The organism is Paeniglutamicibacter sulfureus (assembly GCF_039535115.1).
Lineage (GTDB): Bacteria > Actinomycetota > Actinomycetes > Actinomycetales > Micrococcaceae > Paeniglutamicibacter > Paeniglutamicibacter sulfureus.
Genome location: NZ_BAAAWO010000001.1, coordinates 836721 through 854461, shown reverse-complemented (window position 1 = coordinate 854461; position 17741 = coordinate 836721). Strand labels below are relative to the sequence as shown.

At 68.0% G+C, this 17741-nt stretch carries 17 protein-coding genes; 6 read left to right on the top strand and 11 right to left on the bottom strand.

Annotated features, from left to right (window positions below; translation table 11 throughout):
* Positions 1 to 99 precede the first annotated feature (99 nt).
* Positions 100 to 1329 (bottom strand): MFS transporter, encoded by a 1230-nt coding sequence (locus ABD687_RS03910; RefSeq protein WP_310287042.1) that lies wholly within the window; start codon positions 1327 to 1329, stop codon positions 100 to 102.
* 208 nt (positions 1330 to 1537) lie between these two features.
* On the opposite strand from ABD687_RS03910, the gene ABD687_RS03905 reads away from it, so the two are divergent.
* On the top strand, positions 1538 to 3844 hold the full coding sequence (locus ABD687_RS03905; protein ID WP_310287045.1) for an FdhF/YdeP family oxidoreductase: 2307 nt from the start codon (positions 1538 to 1540) through the stop codon (positions 3842 to 3844).
* Here the strand turns inward: ABD687_RS03905 and ABD687_RS03900 are convergent.
* Complete coding sequence (locus tag ABD687_RS03900) at positions 3841 to 4785, bottom strand: DUF4389 domain-containing protein (protein ID WP_310287047.1); 945 nt, start codon at positions 4783 to 4785, stop codon at positions 3841 to 3843. The two genes, ABD687_RS03905 and ABD687_RS03900, sit on opposite strands and share 4 nt — an antisense overlap.
* A gap of 73 nt (positions 4786 to 4858) precedes the next feature.
* Positions 4859 to 5890: an NAD(P)-dependent alcohol dehydrogenase gene (locus tag ABD687_RS03895; protein WP_310287050.1), complete on the bottom strand. Its 1032-nt coding sequence runs from the start codon at positions 5888 to 5890 to the stop codon at positions 4859 to 4861.
* 96 nt (positions 5891 to 5986) lie between these two features.
* On the opposite strand from ABD687_RS03895, the gene ABD687_RS03890 reads away from it, so the two are divergent.
* Positions 5987 to 6664: a TetR/AcrR family transcriptional regulator gene (locus ABD687_RS03890; RefSeq protein WP_310287052.1), complete on the top strand. Its 678-nt coding sequence runs from the start codon at positions 5987 to 5989 to the stop codon at positions 6662 to 6664.
* 15 nt (positions 6665 to 6679) lie between these two features.
* Here the strand turns inward: ABD687_RS03890 and ABD687_RS03885 are convergent, their stop codons facing one another.
* Positions 6680 to 7120: an arsenate-mycothiol transferase ArsC gene (locus ABD687_RS03885; protein WP_310287055.1), complete on the bottom strand. Its 441-nt coding sequence runs from the start codon at positions 7118 to 7120 to the stop codon at positions 6680 to 6682.
* A gap of 2 nt (positions 7121 to 7122) precedes the next feature.
* On the bottom strand, positions 7123 to 7506 hold the full coding sequence (locus ABD687_RS03880; RefSeq protein ID WP_302265976.1) for an ArsR/SmtB family transcription factor: 384 nt from the start codon (positions 7504 to 7506) through the stop codon (positions 7123 to 7125).
* Between the two features lie 210 nt (positions 7507 to 7716).
* On the opposite strand from ABD687_RS03880, the gene ABD687_RS03875 reads away from it, so the two are divergent.
* Together ABD687_RS03875 and pstS are read left to right on the top strand one after the other, a co-directional pair.
* Positions 7717 to 9159, top strand: coding sequence for an FAD-dependent oxidoreductase (locus ABD687_RS03875; protein ID WP_310287058.1), 1443 nt, complete (start codon positions 7717 to 7719; stop codon positions 9157 to 9159).
* 383 nt (positions 9160 to 9542) lie between these two features.
* Positions 9543 to 10673 carry a phosphate ABC transporter substrate-binding protein PstS gene (gene pstS, locus ABD687_RS03870; RefSeq protein WP_310287062.1) on the top strand — a complete coding sequence of 377 codons (1131 nt, stop codon included), beginning with the start codon at positions 9543 to 9545 and terminating at the stop codon, positions 10671 to 10673.
* Positions 10674 to 10759: 86 nt separating this feature from the next.
* Here pstS and ABD687_RS03865 read toward each other — a convergent pair whose 3' ends face one another.
* From ABD687_RS03865 to ABD687_RS03850, 4 genes are all read right to left on the bottom strand, one after another.
* Complete coding sequence (locus ABD687_RS03865) at positions 10760 to 11800, bottom strand: hemolysin family protein (RefSeq protein ID WP_310287065.1); 1041 nt, start codon at positions 11798 to 11800, stop codon at positions 10760 to 10762.
* Entirely contained in the window at positions 11797 to 13137 is a 1341-nt protein-coding gene (locus tag ABD687_RS03860) for a hemolysin family protein (RefSeq protein WP_302265980.1), read from the bottom strand. The genes ABD687_RS03865 and ABD687_RS03860 overlap by 4 nt, the downstream gene beginning before the upstream one ends.
* A gap of 325 nt (positions 13138 to 13462) precedes the next feature.
* The gene (locus ABD687_RS03855; RefSeq protein ID WP_310287069.1) at positions 13463 to 13729 is read right to left on the bottom strand and encodes a potassium transporter TrkG; all 267 of its coding nucleotides are present in this window, start codon (positions 13727 to 13729) and stop codon (positions 13463 to 13465) included.
* Positions 13726 to 14058, bottom strand: coding sequence for a potassium transporter TrkG (locus ABD687_RS03850; protein WP_310287072.1), 333 nt, complete (start codon positions 14056 to 14058; stop codon positions 13726 to 13728). The genes ABD687_RS03855 and ABD687_RS03850 overlap by 4 nt, the downstream gene beginning before the upstream one ends.
* 127 nt (positions 14059 to 14185) lie before the next feature.
* Here ABD687_RS03850 and ABD687_RS03845 point away from each other — a divergent pair, with 127 nt between their 5' ends.
* On the top strand, positions 14186 to 15403 hold the full coding sequence (locus ABD687_RS03845; protein ID WP_310287075.1) for an amidohydrolase: 1218 nt from the start codon (positions 14186 to 14188) through the stop codon (positions 15401 to 15403).
* A 153-nt stretch (positions 15404 to 15556) separates the two neighbouring features.
* Positions 15557 to 15685: a hypothetical protein gene (locus ABD687_RS03840; RefSeq protein WP_256449130.1), complete on the top strand. Its 129-nt coding sequence runs from the start codon at positions 15557 to 15559 to the stop codon at positions 15683 to 15685.
* Between the two features lie 120 nt (positions 15686 to 15805).
* Here the strand turns inward: ABD687_RS03840 and ABD687_RS03835 are convergent, their stop codons facing one another.
* Both ABD687_RS03835 and ABD687_RS03830 read right to left on the bottom strand, forming a co-directional pair.
* Complete coding sequence (locus ABD687_RS03835; RefSeq protein ID WP_302265983.1) at positions 15806 to 16705, bottom strand: uracil-DNA glycosylase family protein; 900 nt, start codon at positions 16703 to 16705, stop codon at positions 15806 to 15808.
* A 157-nt stretch (positions 16706 to 16862) separates the two neighbouring features.
* The gene (locus ABD687_RS03830; RefSeq protein WP_302265984.1) at positions 16863 to 17495 is read right to left on the bottom strand and encodes a uracil-DNA glycosylase family protein; all 633 of its coding nucleotides are present in this window, start codon (positions 17493 to 17495) and stop codon (positions 16863 to 16865) included.
* Between the last annotated feature and the right edge of the window lie 246 nt (positions 17496 to 17741).

Below are 17741 nucleotides of genomic sequence, written 5' to 3'. Positions count from 1 at the left end.
CCCGGCGCCGGCCGAGGTGCGGCCCGCACCCCGGCCGGGCCAGGCCCCGCGCTCCGGGATCCCGGCCCGGCGGCCCGGCGGCTCGGCGTCCCGGCGAGCTTAGGCGGAGGCCCTCCGGTTGCGCCGGCGCCGGCGCAGCACCAGGTAAAGGCCCAAGGCCACGCAGAGCAGGTAGATGCCGGCGACGGCCGTCCACCCCAGCGCAAAGCCGCCGGCCGAGCCGACCAGGGTCCCCATGACCAGCGGGCCCACGGTGAAGCCGCCGAACTGCCCGGCGGTGACCATCCCGGTGGCCATGCCCATCGAGGAAGACGGGACGCTGCGCACCACCGCGGCCATGAGCACCACCGAGACCCCCAGGGCCGAGGCCCCGTGCAGGGCCACGGCCAGCCAGAGCAGCAGCGCCGACCCGGTGGCCCCGGCGGCCAGGAACACCCCGGCACCGGCGAGCGCCAGCAGGGCAAGCAACAGCAAAAGCGGCGGGGCCGCCATGCCGCGGGACATCATCCGTCCCCAGCCCACGCGCGCGGCCACGCCGATTGCCCCGGCCGCAGCGGCGGCCACGCCGCCGAGCACCAGGGAGAAGTCGAGTTCGCGCACCGCATAGAGCGAGAGGTAGACGTTGGTGGCCTGCACGCCCATGCCGTTGACGAAGCCGAAGGCGGCTAGCGCCCAGATCAGGAACCTGGTGCTGGGCGGGGCCGGGGCCGGGCCGCCGGCGGGCACCTCGCCCACCGGTATCGGGATCTTGGGCAGCAGCGGGACGGCCTTGAGCACGCGCAGCGCCACCACGCCCAGCAGCACCGCGGCCGCGGCACCCGCGCCGCTGGCCCCGTGCCAGCCGATCCAGGCGGCCAGGGCGGGGAAGCCGAGGCTTGCCACCAGCTGGCTGACCTGCACGCCTGATTGCTTGATGCCGATCCAGCCGATGCGCTGTCCTTCCGGGACGCGTTCGGCAAGGATCCGGTTGGTGACGCCGTTGGGGAAGGACTGGGCCAGGCCGGCAAGGCCCGAGGCGACCAGCAGCAGCACGTAGCCGCCGGGGATCGCGGCGAGCAACAGGGACAGTGTGGCCAGGGCGAAGACCAGCGCCAGCAGGCGGGCATCGGGTTGCTTGTCGGTGAAGCGGCCGAAGGCGGCATTGCCGACGGCCCCCGCGCCAAAGCAGACGGTGGCCAGCAGCCCGAACTGCGCCTCGCTGATTCCCAGCTCGGTGATGACCAGCGCGCTGACGGCGCTCAGCCCATAGGTCAACAGGGGGCCGATGCCGACGGCGACCAGCAGGATCGCCAGCAGGGAGTATCCGGGGCGCCCGGCGGGTTCCTTCATCCAGGCTCTCCTCATGTCAATGGGGCATTCCGGGGGATCCGGGGCCGGGCTCCAGTGTTTCACATCGGCGGCGGGTGACAGCTACCGCGTCGGGGCCCTTGAATGCCACCCGTCCCGGTGCTAGACCTGAAGGCACATGGCTTCGGCCCGGTGCCGGAGCGTATTCCGACCGGGCCGCGGGAGGTCCGACGAAGGGGCTCTGATTCCCATGGCAGGCAAGCCGCTGAAGGACGACGTCACCGACGAGAACCTGGCGGTGGGCCCGCCCAAGCGCAGCGCCGGGGGCCTTCCGGGGCTGTTGGCGTCCATTCCGCTGGCCCTGGGGGAAATGGGTCCGCGGCGGGCGGCCGGTACGCTGCTGCACATGAACCAGAAGGACGGCTTTGACTGCATGAGCTGCGCCTGGCCCGATCCGCCGCACCGCAAGGTCGCCGAGTTCTGCGAGAACGGGGCCAAGGCGGTGGCCTGGGAGGCCGACCCGCTGAAGGTGCCCACCGAATTTTGGGCCGGGCACCCGGTCTCCGAGCTCAAGGAACGCAGTGAGTACTGGCTGGGGCAACAGGGCCGCCTGGTCGAACCTGTCTACAAGCCCCCCAACAGCGAGCACTACCGACCGGTCTCCTGGGAGAACGCCTTCGGCCTGATCGCCAGGGAACTGCACGCGCTGGCTTCCCCCGACGAGGCGACCTTCTACACCTCGGGCCGGGCCAGCAACGAGGTAGCCTTCACCTACCAGCTTTTCGCGCGCGCCTTCGGCACCAACAACCTGCCCGACTGCTCGAACATGTGCCACGAATCCACGGGAGTGGCCATGACCGAGAGCATCGGGGTGGGCAAGAGCGCGGTCCAGTACGAGGACTTCGCCAAGGCCGACCTGATCATCATCATGGGGCAGAACCCCGGCACCAACCACCCGCGGATGCTCACCGCGCTGGAGGAGGCCAAGGAGGCCGGGGCCTCCATCGTTGCGATCAACCCGCTGCCGGAGGCCGGACTGATCAACTTCAGGAACCCGCAGCGCCCGCGCGGCCTGGTCGGACGGGGCACGGACCTGGCCGATGCCTACCTGCAGATCCGCCTGGCCGGGGACATGGCGCTGATGCAAGCGGTGGCCAAGCGGGTCTTCGAGGCCGAGGACGCAGCTCCCGGCTCGGTGCTGGCCCACGACTTCCTCGCCGAGCACTGCATCGGGCTCGAGGAGTACCGCCGCCACCTTTCCACCCTGGAGGAGGCCGACGTGCTGGCGGCCACCGGCCTGGACAGCGCGCAGATCGACGACCTGGCCCGGCGCTACCTGCTGGCCGACCGGGTCATCATCACCTGGGCCATGGGGCTGACCCAGCACACCAAGGCGGTGGACACGATCAAGGAAATCATGAACGTGCTGCTGCTGCGCGGGAACATCGGTCGCCCCGGCGCCGGGCCCTGCCCCATCCGCGGGCACTCCAACGTCCAGGGGGACCGGACCATGGGCATCTGGGAGCGGATGCCGCGCTCCTTCATGGACAGGCTGGCGGCCGAGTTCGACTTCGAACCGCCGCGGGAACACGGGTGCGACGCGGTGCAGAGCATCCAGGGCATGGCCGCGGGGCGGATCAAGGTGCTGATCGCCCTGGGCGGGAACCTCGTCCACGCAATTTCCGACACCAACGCCGCCCAGGACGCCATTGCAGCCACGCGGCTCTCGGTGCAGATCTCCACCAAGCTCAACCGCTCCCACGCATACACCGGGGCCGCCGCCCTGATCCTGCCCACCCTGGGGCGCAGCGACATCGACGTGCAGAAATCCGGGGTCCAGTTCGTCACCGTGGAGGACACGGTCTGCGCGGTGCACGCCTCCCAGGGGCGGGTCATGCCCGTCTCGGACAAGATGCTCTCGGAGGTCGCCATCGTGTCGCGCCTGGCCCGCCGGGTGCTGGGGCCCGAACACCCCATCGGCTGGGAGGGCTTCGAGGAAAACTACGACAACGTCCGCGAGCACATCTCGCGCGTGGTGGGCGGCTGCGCCGACTACAACGCGAAGGTGCGCCGGCCCGGGGGCTTTGTGCTTCCCCACCCGCCGCGGGACGAGCGGCGCTTCCCGACCCCGAGTGGCAAGGCGGTGATCACGGTCAACGAGCTGGCGACCATCAGACTGCCCAAGGATCGGCTGATCCTGCAGTCCCTGCGCTCGCACGACCAGTTCAACACCACCACCTACTCGCTAAACGACAGGTACCGCGGTGTGCACAAGGGACGCAACGTCATCTTCGTGAACCCGCAGGACCTGGCCGCGCTGCACCTGGCCGACGGCGGCTACGTGGACGTGCACTCGGAAGCCGGCGACGGGGTGGATCGGGTGCTGCGCGGATTGCGGATCATTTCCTACCCCAGCGCCCGCGGCTGCGCTGCGACCTATTTCCCCGAGGCCAACGTGCTCGTTCCCCTGGCAGCGACGGCCCAGGGGTCCAACACCCCGGTGTCCAAGGCAATCATCGTGCGCCTGGAACCCGCGACGGCGCCCGGCCCTGGCTAGAGGGACCGGGTGTCGGCGCCGGATGGCCCCGGTTCCCCGGGATATGCCGCCGGCTCCCCGGGACCCTGGTCCAGTCGGAACGGGGGATAGGCGTCGGTCAGCAGCGAGGTATAGGCCACGGTCCGTTGGATCCAGCGGTTCAGCCCCAGCAGCAGGTCGAACAGCCCCCGGCGGTAGGTGCCGGTGACCAGCAGGACGACTCCGGCGATGAGGACCAGCAGGCCGAGCAAGGATATCCCGGCCTCCTCCGTGTCCCAGGAGCCGCCGGAGAGCGCCGCGATGACCAAAAGGTGCGGCAGGGCGAGCAGCCAGGACTTCACCAGCACCTTCCAACGCGAAAGCCGTGCCGGATAGAAGACGTCGAATTGGGCGGGATAAGGACCGCGCGCCAGCGTGAACGGCGGGTAGCTGTCGGTGCCCAGCACCCCGTAGGCGTAGAACGACACCCGCCATTGCCAGCGCAGCACCCCGACGGAGAACTGGAACCACGAGGCCGGATACCGCCCGGTCACCAGGATCACCAGTCCCGCGGCGACGGTCACCACCAGGAAGGCAACCCACAGCAGGGCCAGCACCACCACGTGCGGGATGGCCAGGATCCACTTCACCAGCCACATCCAGCGCGAAAGCCCCGGGTCCAGGTGCCCGGAGAGGTGCACCGGCGTCGCCGGGACCGGCCCGGGCAGGGCGCTTGCCTGCGGGGCGCCGATTCCGATGCCGCGGCCCAGCCCCGCGGCGCCGACGAGGATGGCCACGATGCCCAGGGCGATCCCGGCGGCAATCAGCAGCGCGGACAGGTCAAGGTCGCGGAACTCCTTGATGGCCAGGGCTCCGAGGGAGGCGGGAATCAGCAGCGCCCCGAACAGCAGCAGGGCCAGATGGATTCCCGGCATGTGTCCGACGGGCGGTGTCTGAAGTGGGGGTGCTGGTGGGTTGGTCATGGCGTTCGTCTTTCGCGAAGTGAAGCGGGGTTGGGGGAGAGAGGTGGGGGCACGGAATTCGTGGCGGCGGAGGCTAAATGATGATGGCGATCTTGCCGCGGGCCTTGCCCGCCACCAGGTGCTGCATGGCCTCGGGCACCCGCGCCAGCGGAAACGACTTGTCGAGGTGGGGGCGCACGGCACCGGATTCGATGAATCCGGCCAGCTCCTCCAGATCGGCGGCGCGCTGGGCGGATGCGAGCATGGCCAGGCGCTGGCCGATGAAGGGCGAAAGTGCGACGGCTCGAAACTGCCGGCCCATCCCCAGCCACCTGCCGGCGCCCTCTCCGCCGACAATAATGGCAGTGCCCTTGGGTGCCAGCGCCTTGCGCAACCTGCCCAGGGTCGGGTTTCCGGCGATGTCCACGATCAGGTCGTAGTGCCCGGTTCTCTCGGCAAAGTCCTCGCGGCTGCGGTCGATGGCGTGGTCGGCGCCCAACGTGCGCACCAGGTCCTGCTTGGCCGGCCCGGCGACGCCGGTGACCTCGGCGCCCAGGGCCTTGGCCAGTTGCACCGCATAGCTTCCGACCCCGCCCGAGGCCCCGATGACCAGGACCCGCTGGCCGGCGGCAATGCGTCCCAGGCGAAGTGCCTGGAGTGCGGTGGCTGCCGACACCGGGATAACCGCTGCCTGGGCGAAGTCGAGGCTGGCGGGCTTGGCGGCCAGCCTGTCCTCCCTGGCCACCGCGTACTCGGCGAAGGTGCCCTGCCCGAATCCGTGGACCGCGTCGCCCACCGCAAAGCCGGTGACAGCGGAGCCCATCCCCACCACCGTTCCGGCAAGGTCAAGGCCGGGAACGGGGTTCCGGGGCCCGCGGAACCCGAAGGCCAGGCGCATGAGCAGCGGCGTGCCGGTCATGACATGCCAGGTTCCGCGGTCCAGGCCGGCGGCGTGCACCCGGACCAGCACCTCGTTGTCCCGCGGCACGGGAATGGGCAGGTGCGCCTCGTGGAGCACCTCGGCATCCCCGTAGCGGTCCTGCGCGATGGCCCGCATCGAGCGTTGGGGCGGAATGGTTCCGTTCGTTTCGAGTCCTCGTGCTGGATGTCGCTTGGCGCCGGTCATGGCGTTTCCTTCCGGGATGCAAGGCCTCGCGAGTCGAAACCTTACTTAGTACGAGAGACTAACTTACATTGTACGAAAATGCGATAGGATCGGGCCATGAAGTCCAAGGAAATCCGGGAAAAATCGACCGCCCGCACCCCGCTCAATCGGGAACGTGTTCTCACCTGCGCCGTTTCGATTGCCGACCGGGACGGCATGGGGGCCCTGACCATGCGGTCGCTGGCAACGGCCTTGGAGGTGAAGCCCATGTCCCTCTACTACTACGTGGCCAACAAGGGGGAGATCCTGGATGCGCTCGTCGACATGGTCTATGCGGAAATCGATGTCCCGACGGTAGGCGGGGAGTGGAGCAACGAGATGCGCCGCCGCGCGGGCTCGGTGCGTGAAGCGCTGGGGCGCCATCCATGGGCCATCGGGTTACTGGAGTCGCGCACCGCCCCCGGCCCGGCGACGCTTCGCCACCACGATGCGACCCTCGGCGTCCTGCGCGCCGCTGGGTTCTCCGTCAAGTCCGCTGCCCACGCCTATGCGTTGTTGGACAGCTACACCTACGGCTTCGCCATGCAGGAAGCCGCGTTGCCGTTTACCGGGCCCGACACGGCCGCGAGCGTCACCGATCCCATCGTGCAGATGTTCGCCTCGGGCGAGTACCCGCACCTCATGGAAATCGCGACGGAACACGTGCTGCAGCCGGGATATGACTTCGGCGACGAGTTTGGGATCGGCCTGGAGCTGATTCTCGAATCCCTGTCACGCTGGATCGACGAGGGCTAGGGTTCCCTCGTCCGCTTAGCTGTTCTCGGTGCCCAGCAGCCGGGCCGCGAGGTCCCTGACCCGGGCATGGATGTCATCGCGCACCAGTTCCATGCGCTCCCTGCCCTCGATGCCGCGGGCGCTTGGTTCTTGGGTTTCCCAGGTTTCCACCCTGACCCCGTCGAGTACCGGGACCTTGGCCTCGGCACCCAGGACCACCACCAAACCGGCTGCCCGCATGTTCTCCTCGGTCAGCGCCTTGGGCCGCTCCGCGCTGATGTCGATGCCCAGGTCCTGGAGGACCTCGGCGGAAAGACCGTTGATCGCGGCCCCGGGCTTGGTTCCCGCGGAGCTGACGTCCACGTCGTTGCCCGCCTCGTGCTTCATGAGCCCGGCGGCCATCTGGGACTTGCCGCCGTTCTTGACGCAGACGAACAGGACGGAGGGCTTGCGCGGTGCGCGTGGATTCTCTTCCATCATCATGCCTTCGGTTTCAGGGTTGCGGCCAGGGAATCCAGCGCGCCGGGAACCAGTGAAAAGTAGGCCCAGACCCCCCGCTTTTCGCGGTGCAGCAGGCCGGCCTCGACCATGATCTTCAGGTGGTGGGAGACTGTCGGCTGGCTCAGGCCCAGGGGCTCGGACAGGTCGCAGACGCAGGTCTCGGCCCCGGGGGACGAGGAAACGATGGAGAGGATGCGCAGGCGGTTGGGGTCGGCGAGCGCCTTGAAGCGCCCGGCCAGGGCCTCGGCCTCGGTCGCCTCGAGGGTCTCCTGTCCCGGGGCGGAAACGCAGCATGCAGCCCGCGCGACGCCGTCGGCCGCGGGGCCATGCTCGCGGTATTGGGGGTCGGCCAAGGTGGACATGGGCGCATCCATCGCTTTCTTCCGGCTCCGGGCCGGAGATTGACAATCATCGATATCTGCAACGATACTCGACATATCGAAGTTCGTCGATGTATGGATTGGGATGGAAGATCCTGGTGGCACGCACCGGCCGCCGAAAAGACGTTTCCCCCGGCCTTGACGAACGCGCCAGCACGGAGCACCCGCAGTGAACGCCAGGAGCAGCAGACCATGAAGCAGACCCACCCAGTCGTCATCATTGGTGCCGGACCGATCGGCCTTGCCGCCGCCGCGCACCTTCTCGAACGCAACCAGGAGGTGCGCGTCCTGGAGGCCGGAACCGGCCCGGGTGCTGCGATGCAGGCTTGGGGACACATCAGGCTCTTCTCCACCTGGCGCTACAACATCGATGCAGCCGCGCGCCGGTTGCTGGAAACCCCCGGCGACGGCTACGCCGGGGATTGGGAAGCCCCGCGTGAAACCAAGCTCCCCACCGGCGCACAGATGATCGGCGACTACCTCCGGCCCCTGGCCGAACACCCCGGCATGGCCCCGCATATCAGCTACGGGCACCGCGTCCTGCTTGTCACCCGCGTCCAGGCCGACGGCAGGAGCGCGGACAAGACCCGCTCGGCCGGTCGCGACGATGCGCTCTTCTTGGTGCGCACTGCCACCGCCCGGGGCATCGAGGACATCATGGCCCGGGCGGTCATCGATGCGTCGGGAACCTGGGGGAACCCCAACCCGGTGGGACGCTCCGGCATCGAGGCCATCGGGGAGGCAGCGGCCAGGGCCAGCGGCAGCATCACCGCGCCGTTGCCGGACCCGTTGGGATCGGACCTGGGGCACTTCGCCGGCAAGCGGATCCTGGTGCTTGGTGCCGGGCACTCCGCGGCCAACACCCTCATCAGCCTCGGGCGCCTGCGCCAGAAGCACCCGGAAACCACCGTGCTGTGGGGCTTGCGCGGGCCGGCCAACCCCGTCAAGCTCTACGGCGGCGGCGCGGCCGACCAGCTGCCCGCCCGCGGCCAGCTGGGCACTTCGCTGCGCCGCTTTGTGGAAAACGGCGACATCACCATCCTGGAAAACCTCGCCGTCACCTCCCTGGAACAGGCAGACGGGTTGAGCGTGAACCTCGCCGATGGCCGTAGCCTGGTGGTCGACTTGGTCGTGCCGGCCACCGGCTTCCGCCCGAACCTGGCCATGCTCTCGGAGCTGCGGCTCGACCTGGAGGCGATCGTGGAGGCCCCGCGCGCGCTGGGCCCGCTCATCGACCCCGAGTTCCACAGCTGCGGGACCGTCTCCGCCCACGGTGAGCGCGTCCTGGCCCACCCCGAACCAGGCTTCTACATCGTTGGCATGAAAAGCTACGGCCGGGCCCCGACCTTCCTGATGGCCACCGGCTATGAGCAGGTCCGCTCCATCGCCGCCGCCCTGGCCGGGGACCGGGCGGCCGCCGACAACGTCGCGCTGCAACTGCCCGAAACCGGCGTGTGCTCCACCGACCTTGGCGGGTCCTGCGACACACCGGTTCCCGCCGAAGCCGCGGCCGGCTGCGGCACACCGGAAACGGAATCCGGGTCCTGCTGTGACACCCCCGAGCCGCTGGCCCTAGGATTCGCCACCGGAACGCGGCACGGACACGCCGAACTGGTCGGTACCCGGGAGGAATAGTCCGGAGACCGCCTCGCCTCCGCTCCGGGGCGGTACCTTCCCGACACCAAACTGTCGGAGTCGTTTTCTGGACTGGTCCCATGGCAACGTCGTCATCGGGGAAAAGCCCGGGCCGAAAACGGCGGTTCCCGATGCGCCTGGTGCAACGACACCAAGGAAGCACCCGGTGCATCCGGCCACCGCGCCTCCGCCACCCGATCGCAGGCAGTAAACTGCGCCCGCGGTTGGCGGCGTGTCCATGGACCGTCGGAATTTTCCCCTGCTTAACAGAACACGCGACCCGCCAGTTCGGGTGGCGTCGACCGGTCGCGTTATGGTCGACTAGTTGCTGTTCATCAGTTGTTAACCAGGAGGACTCCTTGCCGCACCAGGCGAAAAAACCCATGGTCACCGGGCCCCGCTTCAATGCCCCGTCGATTCGACGTGTGGCGACGGGGCTTGGCCTCGGCCTGCTGCTCACCGGCTGCGGTGCCGACTACCCCTTGGGCGAGGCGCAACGCCAGGCGGCGGAGAACAACTCCTCCAACCTCTCCGGGACCGTCACGGGCGGCGGATCCAGTGCCCAGAACTCCGCCATGAACGCGTGGATTGGCGGATTCGCCACGATGCACCCCAAGGTGCAGGTGCAATACGCTTCCGTGGGTTCAGGCGCGGGACGCGCGGGACTGCTGGCCGGCGCCACCAACTTCGCCGGCTCCGACGCCTACCTCAAGGAATCGGAAGTCGCCCGCTCCCAGGAGACCTGCGGACCGGAGGGGGCCATCAACATCCCCACCTACATCTCGCCGATTTCCGTGGCCTTCAACCTGCCGGGGGTCAAGGAACTGAACTTCGATGCGGCAACCATTGCCAAGATCTTCGGTGGCAAGATCACCTCGTGGCAGGACCCCGCCATCACGGCGCTGAATCCGGGCGTGGCCATCCCCGATGTCCCCCTGACCGCTGTCGCCCGCTCGGACGACTCGGGCACCACCGAGAACTTCACCGACTACCTGCATGCCGCCGCGCCCGAAAACTGGGAGCACGATCCTTCGGGCTCCTGGCCCGGCGGGCTGGGGAGTGAGCAGGCCCAGGGAAACTCCGGGGTCGTCACCACGGTGGCCCGCACCGAGGGAGCGGTGACCTACGCCGATGATTCGCTCGTTGACAAAACGCTTGGCAAGGGAAAGCTGAAGGTGGGCGATTCCTTCGTAGCCGTCAGCGGCGAGTCGGCGGCCATCGCCGTCACCGCCTCGCACCGGGTCCCCGGCCGCGGCGCCAACGACATTGCCCTGGAACTTGACCGCAGCACCACCAAGGCCGGCGCCTACCCGTTGGTTCTGGTCTCCTATTTCATCGTGTGCAGCGGCTACACCGATCCGAACACGGTGGAACTGGTCAAGGCCTTCGGCCACTATGTTGTCAGCGACGAGGGGCAGAAGGTCGCGGCCGACTCGGCCAAGAGCGCGCCGATGCCCAAGGAACTTGCCAAGGATGCCGCAAGGGCGATCGATTCGATCACGCAGCGTCCCTAGCGTCCCGAATTGGCAGGAAAAACGGGAGCGGTCCAACGCCCGGTGGGGGTCGGACCGCTCCCGTCGCGTATGCGGCGGTGGACGAACTAGGCGCTGGTGGCGTCCTGCACCTCGCCGACCAGTTCCTCGATGATGTCCTCCAGGAAGAGCACCCCGGTGGTGGCGCCCTCGGCGTCAAATACGCGGGCCACGTGGGACCCGGTGCGGCGCATGGCAGCCAGCGCGTCCTCCAGCTCGCTCGCGCCATAGACCGAGGCCAGGGCCCGAATCCGCTTGGCCGGGACCGCGGAGGCGAAGGCCTCCGGCGTGGTGAGGTCCATGACGTCCTTGAGGTGAAGGTAGCCCGTGGGTTCGCCGTCCGGGTTCACCAGGATGTAGCGGGAATAGCCGTGCTCGGCCACGGTGGACTGGATGTCGGCCGGGGAGGAACCCTGCGGCAGGAACACCATTTCGCCGACCGGCACCTCGACGTCGGAGACCTTCTTGGCGGTGAACTCGAAGGCCTTGCCCAGCGTGCCGCTGGCATCTGAGAGCACCCCGTCGCGGGTCGACTGTGCGACGATGCCCGCCACCTCGTCCAGGGTGAAGGCGCTGGCGGCCTCGTCCTTGGGCTCGACCTTGAACAGCCGCAGCACGGCGTTTGCGATCCCGTTCAGTGTCCAGATCACCGGCTTGAAGATCCGGGCCACGAGCACCAGCGGGGGAGCCAGCAGCAGGGCCGCGCGCGTGGGCACCGAGAAAGAGATGTTCTTCGGGACCATCTCGCCGAGGACCACGTGCAGGAAGGTGACCAGCAGCAGCGCCGCGATGAAGGCGATGATGCCGATGGCCTCCGCCGAGAGCGTGGTCAGTCCCAGCGGGATTTCCAGCAGGTGGTGGATCGCCGGTTCGGAGACGTTCAGGATGACCAGCGAACACACGGTGATGCCCAGCTGGCTGGTGGCCAGCATCAGCGTCGCGTGCTCCATGGCCCACAGCGTGGTCTTGGCCGCCTTGGAGCCGGCCTCCGCCATCGGCTCGATTTGCGAGCGGCGGGCGGAGATCACGGCGAATTCGGCGCCGACGAAGAAGGCGTTGATGACCAGCAGGACGACGAGCCAGATGATTCCGGGTAGGTACTCGCTCATCGGGTCTGCTCCTGGGTCGAATCGTCGGCGTTGCGGTCCTGGGATGTCAGGTCGGGGGTGAACTTCAGGCGCTGGACGTGGGTGCCCACGACGCGCTCGACCCGCAGCGTTCCGCCGTGCAGGTGGACCTCGTCCCCGGGCTCCGGGATCCTGTCCAGCTCGTCGGCGACGAAGCCGGCGACGGTGTCGTAGTCCTCGCCGTCGGGCACCGTGATGCCGGTGCGGTCCAACAGCTCGTCGGGGCGCAGCGAGGCATCGAAGGTGACCGAGCGCCCGGTCGTCAGCACGCCGACCCGGGCGCGGTCGTGCTCGTCCTCGAGTTCGCCGACGAGTTCCTCCACGAGGTCCTCGAGCGTCACGATGCCGGCGGTGCCGCCGTGCTCGTCCGAGACGATGGCGACCTGCAGGCCGTGGGTGCGCAGGCGCCCCAGCAGCGAGTCGACGCCCATGGACTCGGGCACCATCAGCGGGGCGACCATCAGCTCGGTGGCGGCCACGGTTCCGCGGGCTTCCAGCGGGATCGCGAACGCCTGCTTGAGGTGTACAACGCCGAGGATCTCGTCGCGGTCCCGCCCGATGACGGGGAAGCGGGAGAACCCGGTGAGCGTGGCGGTCTCGACGATGTCCTGCGCGCTGGCCGTCGCCTCGACGGCGCTCATGCGCACGCGCGGAGTCATCACGTCGGCCGCGGTGTGCTCGGAGAAGCGCAGCGTGCGGTGCAGCAGCGTCGCGTGGTCGGTGTCCAGCAGGCCCTCCAGCGCGGAGCGGCGGACCAGGGAGCTAAGCTCCTCGGCGGTCCGCGCCCCGGAGAGCTCCTCCTTGGGCTCGATGCCGAAGGAGCGGATGATGGAGTTGGCGGTGTTGTTGAACATCAGGATCACCGGTTTGAACACCGCGGTAAAGGCCGCCTGGAAAGGCACCACCACCTTGGCGGTGGCCAGCGGCAGCGCGAGGGCGAAGTTCTTGGGCACCAGTTCGCCGATGATCATCGAGAACACGGTGGCCAGGAAGATGCCGATCACTGCGCCGACGCCGGGGACGACGGCCGCCGGGACGCCAGCGCCCAGCAGCGGGCCGCGCAGCAGCGAGCTGATGGCTGGCTCGAAGGTGTAGCCGGTCAGCAGGGTGGTGAGGGTGATTCCCAGCTGTGCGCTGGAGAGATGGGTGGAGGTGATCTTCAGGGCCTTGATGGTGGTGCCCAGCCGTTTTTCGCCGCGCTCGGCGCGGGCCTCGAGTTCGTGGCGGTCAAGGTTGACCAAGGCGAATTCGGAGGCAACGAACAAGCCGGTGCCAACGGTCAGGAGCAGGCCGATGCCGATCATGATCAACTCATGCATGGGGGCGCCCCTCTCCGGTGGTGGTCGGAATCAATCCGGCGCAGCGGTGGAGGGGCAAGGGCATGTGGGAAGGGGGGTCATCCATAGTACTTGTAAACTTTAGCGGACCGGGCGGCGTCCGGTATTCGCGTCCGGGGCCGCCGGCAGGCCCCCCGTTGGCCTGCGCGGGCACCTGCCGGCGCGACAGTGCGCCGGAAGGCGTCCTGTTTGCCGGGCCCCGCCCGCGGAGAAGATTCCAAGGGAACTCACAGCTAAAGCAGCGCGGCGAAGCCTTCCGCGGCGGCTGTCGCCCCGGCCACGATGATCTCGGCGAACGTGGTGATCTTCAGCCCGCCCGCGGTGCCCCCGGGCCGCCGCCAATGAACATCAGGACGTCGACGCCCAGCCAAGTCGCCGGGACCATCTGGCCGAAGTCCAGCGAGTTGAATCCGGCGGTGCGGGTCATGACCGACTGGAAGAATCCGGCCAGCAGCGTGTCCACCGTGGACAGCGCGCCCAGGGTCTTGGGGTTTGCCCATTCCAGGGCGCAGATGAACGCGGTGCCGGCGGCCAGCAGGGCCACCGAACAGTAGACCACCAGCTTGGTGTTCATGGTCCAGTGCAGCGACCTTCGCTGAAGAGTGCGAACCCGGCATCGTTGAACGCGGAAACGGCGTGGAAGGCGCCCAGCCACAGGCAGTGGCCCCAGGGGTTGCCCGGCCCCGCAGCGAAACGCAGGGTGAGTGCCAGGGCCACGACAAGTTTGGTTGCCACGGTGATGCGCATGAGGCCCAGCAGCACCGAGCGCACGTCGCCGAAGCCCGTGCTCTGGGTTTCCGCCGCAGTCTGGATGCGGGACTTGAGCCCCAATCTCCTGGCCATCAACACCCCGAGCAGCGAAGCGAAGGACATGATGCCAAGGCCGCCGAGCTGGATCAGCACGAGGATCGCCACCTGCCCGAAGGGAGCGGCAGCACTGCTGCGGGGGAATCCCGTGGCCGATGGGCCCGCGCACGGAGAAACACCATTGCCATTCACTGTCGGGGATTGGGGCCATAGACTCGTGCCCATGAGCATCGACGTCGAGAGCCTGTACCGCGACCTGCACGCCAACCCCGAACTTTCTTTCCAGGAACACCGCACGGCCGGAATTGTTTCCGGGCACCTGCGTGAACTTGGACTGGAAGTCCAGGAAGGCATTGGAGGCACCGGGGTGGTCGGGGTCCTGGCAAACGGGCCAGGGCCGACGGTCATGCTGCGCGCGGACATGGACGGCTTGCCGGTTCTGGAGGCGACCGGCCTGGAATATGCCAGCACCGCCACGGGCATCGGCCCAGACGGACGCCTGGTACCCGTCATGCATGCCTGCGGCCACGACGTGCACGTCACCTGCCTGCTGGGAGCCGTGGAAAGACTTGCGGGCGAGCGCGGCTCGTGGTCCGGGACGCTGCTGGCACTCTTCCAGCCGGCCGAGGAAGCAGGCGGCGGGGCCCAAGCGATGGTTGACGCCGGGCTCTTCGATATGGTGCCGGCACCGGACGTGGTGCTCGGACAACACGTTGCGCCGTTCCCCGCGGGATGGATCGGACTGCGCCCCGGCGTTGCCATGGCCTCGGCCGATTCGCTGAATATCACCCTGCATGGGTCCGGCGGGCACGGTTCGCGGCCCGAAACCACCGTGGACCCGGTGCTTTTGGCGGCAGCCACCACCATGCGCCTGCAGGGCATCGTCTCGCGGGAACTTGCCGCCAGCGATCAGGCGGTGCTCACCGTCGGGCAGATCCATGCGGGCACCAAGAACAACATCATCGCCGCGCAGGCCACCCTGGGCCTGAGCGTGCGGACCTTTGACGAGAGCGTGCGCGCCAAGATGCTCGGTTCCATCGAACGGGTCGTGCGCGGGGAGGCCATGGCCTCGGGGTCGCCCAGGGAACCGGTGATCGCGCTGGAGGAACATTTCCCGCTGACCGTCAACGACCTGGATGCATCGGCGCGGGTGACCGCGGCGCTCGTCGAGCGACTCGGTGCGGGGAAGGTCATTGACCCGGGTGCGGTGGCAGGCAGCGAGGATGTCGGTGTTCTCGCCACGGCAGCGGGGGTGCCGCTGGTGTACTGGCTGCTGGGTGGGGAGGACCCTGGCCTGATCAAGGATTTTGCCGCCACCGGAAGGATGCCGGAGGGCGTTCCGTCGAACCATTCACCGCATTTTGCCCCGCGGATCCAGCCGACCCTGAACGTGGGCATCGACGCCTTGGTCGCCGCGGCCCGGGCCTGGCTTGCCCGATGACCTGCTGTCCATGGACCGACGTTCACATGGTGCCGTGAGCGGAATCCGGCAGGTCCGGCCAAGTTCGCGGCAATACAGCGTATGGTGTGGCGGTAGGGGTACTTTCCCCTAACTTTTGGGAATGCCGAGCATTCCCGGCTAGGACGGTACAAAATGTCGAAGTCACCGCGTAAGGCCGAGGCCAAGAAACCCTCGAAGTCCATCAAGGAGAAGCGCGCCGAAAAGCGCACGAAGTCGGCGGGCGAAACGATCCTTGACCCCGTACGCAAGGTATCGAAATAACCGCCATGCGGCGTGGCTGATCAAATTGGCCACCTCGGGACCACCTGAAAATGCCTGTCCGTCGGAAGAGCACTCTTCGACGGACAGGCATTTTTGTGCTCGGGAACGAGCCGGGCGCTGCTAGCGGATGCCGGCGCCGCGGTAGACCCGCACCCAGGTGTCGGCCGTGACGCCAAGTGCCCGGCGCTGTCCGGCCACATCCACCGTCAGCGTCACGCGCCACTCCGGGCTCGGCTGGAAGGCCTTGAGCAGCGGGCCATGCAGGGTCTGGTTGCCGTCACTGACCTCGATCACGCGGCGCAGGTGCTCGGGCCCAAGGTCCTCGGCCCGGACCATGGTCTCGCGGCGGGGTCCGGCGGGGCCGCGCGGGGCCTGGACGATCTTGCGGGCCTCGCGCATGGCCTGTGAACGTCGGGCAATGCGTTCGGTCCGCTGGGCCGTGGTGCCGCTGAGGGACAGCGGGGCGGGGGAGAAACTGGGGATGGCAGTGATGCGTGAAACCGCCTGCGGTGACTTCTTGGCGACCTTTGCCCAGAATTCCTCCGGGCCCTTGCCCATCAGGATGACCGCCCGGAGATTGGGAACCAGGCGCAACAGCTTGCCCATGGGATCGACTCCGGCGTTCTGCTCGGCACCCGTGAGCCGCCCGGAAGCACCCTCGGCCCGGTACCAGGGGAAGGCGTGCCAAAGCACGACTTCCTTGGTATCGATTCCGGACTCGTCCAGCAACGTGGACAACGCCTCCGCGGTGGCAGTGTCGTCCTCGCTGGAAACGATGTCCTCGCCGGTCTCGGCACGGTTTGCAGCGTCCGGGGCCGGCATCAGGCACAGGACGGTGGCATCGGTGCCGCCGTGAAGGGGTGCAACGAAGGGGACGGTTCCGGCGCCTTCCGGGGAAATGGCGCGCAGGTCCTGAACCAGGGAATTGAGGGGTGCAACGTGTTCAGCCCACAACTCCGATTCCTGCGAGTTCCTGAATTCGGGGTCGATCATCTTGCGGGGCATGAAGGGTTCTCTCATGAATCTTTCGAGGGGGTCGAACCACAAGCATGGCACGGCCAGAAGCCGAACCCGTAGCCCGGAGGGGCTGACGTATCACGCGTCACTGGGTCGTTCCCGGCCAAGTGCCGGGAACGCGGGGAGTCGGGATGCTGGCATGCGTCACCGCCAGAGGGCGTCAAGAATCCTGCTTGCCTTCACGCAATCGGCTGGCGATTCCAGCCCAGACGCGTTTCTGTTCCTCCCGGTCGACGGTCCGCTTGGCGCCCAACGGGTGAAGTGAACGCACAATGTGCAGGTCCGGATAGCCGGACACGATCTCCGGGAGAACCGCGTCCGCGGCGTCCTGCGCCTTGCGCCCCAAGAGCAACAGCATCCTCAACTCCGTCATGAGCCCCATGACCTCCAAGAGCGCCCTTCCCCCTTCGAGCGACTGCTCCGGCGTCAGGTCCCGCTTGGGATCAAGGCGTGGCCAGGGATAGCCGTTCCAGTGGCAGAGATCCGCCGGATCGATGTCGAACTCCGTCATCAGGTGACGTTGGCGGTCCGCTGCGCGGTCCGGGTTCCTGATGCACATGAACCTGGTTTCGTCCCGTGGTTCGCCCGCGTCATTGAGCACCATCAGGGCAGGGGCGTGAATCCCGCCGTGCCACGGGGCTGCCAACGGTAGTCGCACTCCGTCCTTGCCATCACCAAGTCGGCCGATCAGCTCGTTGAGGGGAGCCACGTGTTCAGCCCGCAGGCCCTCACATTGCTGGACCCAGAACGGGTCATCGGGCTGGGCGCGCTTCCATTTGTCGGCCGGTGCCATCGAAATCCCTGTTCCTCCTTGATCCCGGGACGTCGAACAGGCCCCGGACGGACACCGAATATACCAAGGGCAAGTGGCCGTTCAGGCTCTGGCCGGCGAACCTCTGCTGGCGCCGGTGAAGGGGACTCACCGATCCTGGATCTTGAGCCGCGGTTCGTGGCTGCCCTCGTGGGCGGATGGCTGCCCGCGGCTGTTGCGATCGGCAACCGGAACCGATGCAAACGTCCGTGGTTGCTGTGCCATCGG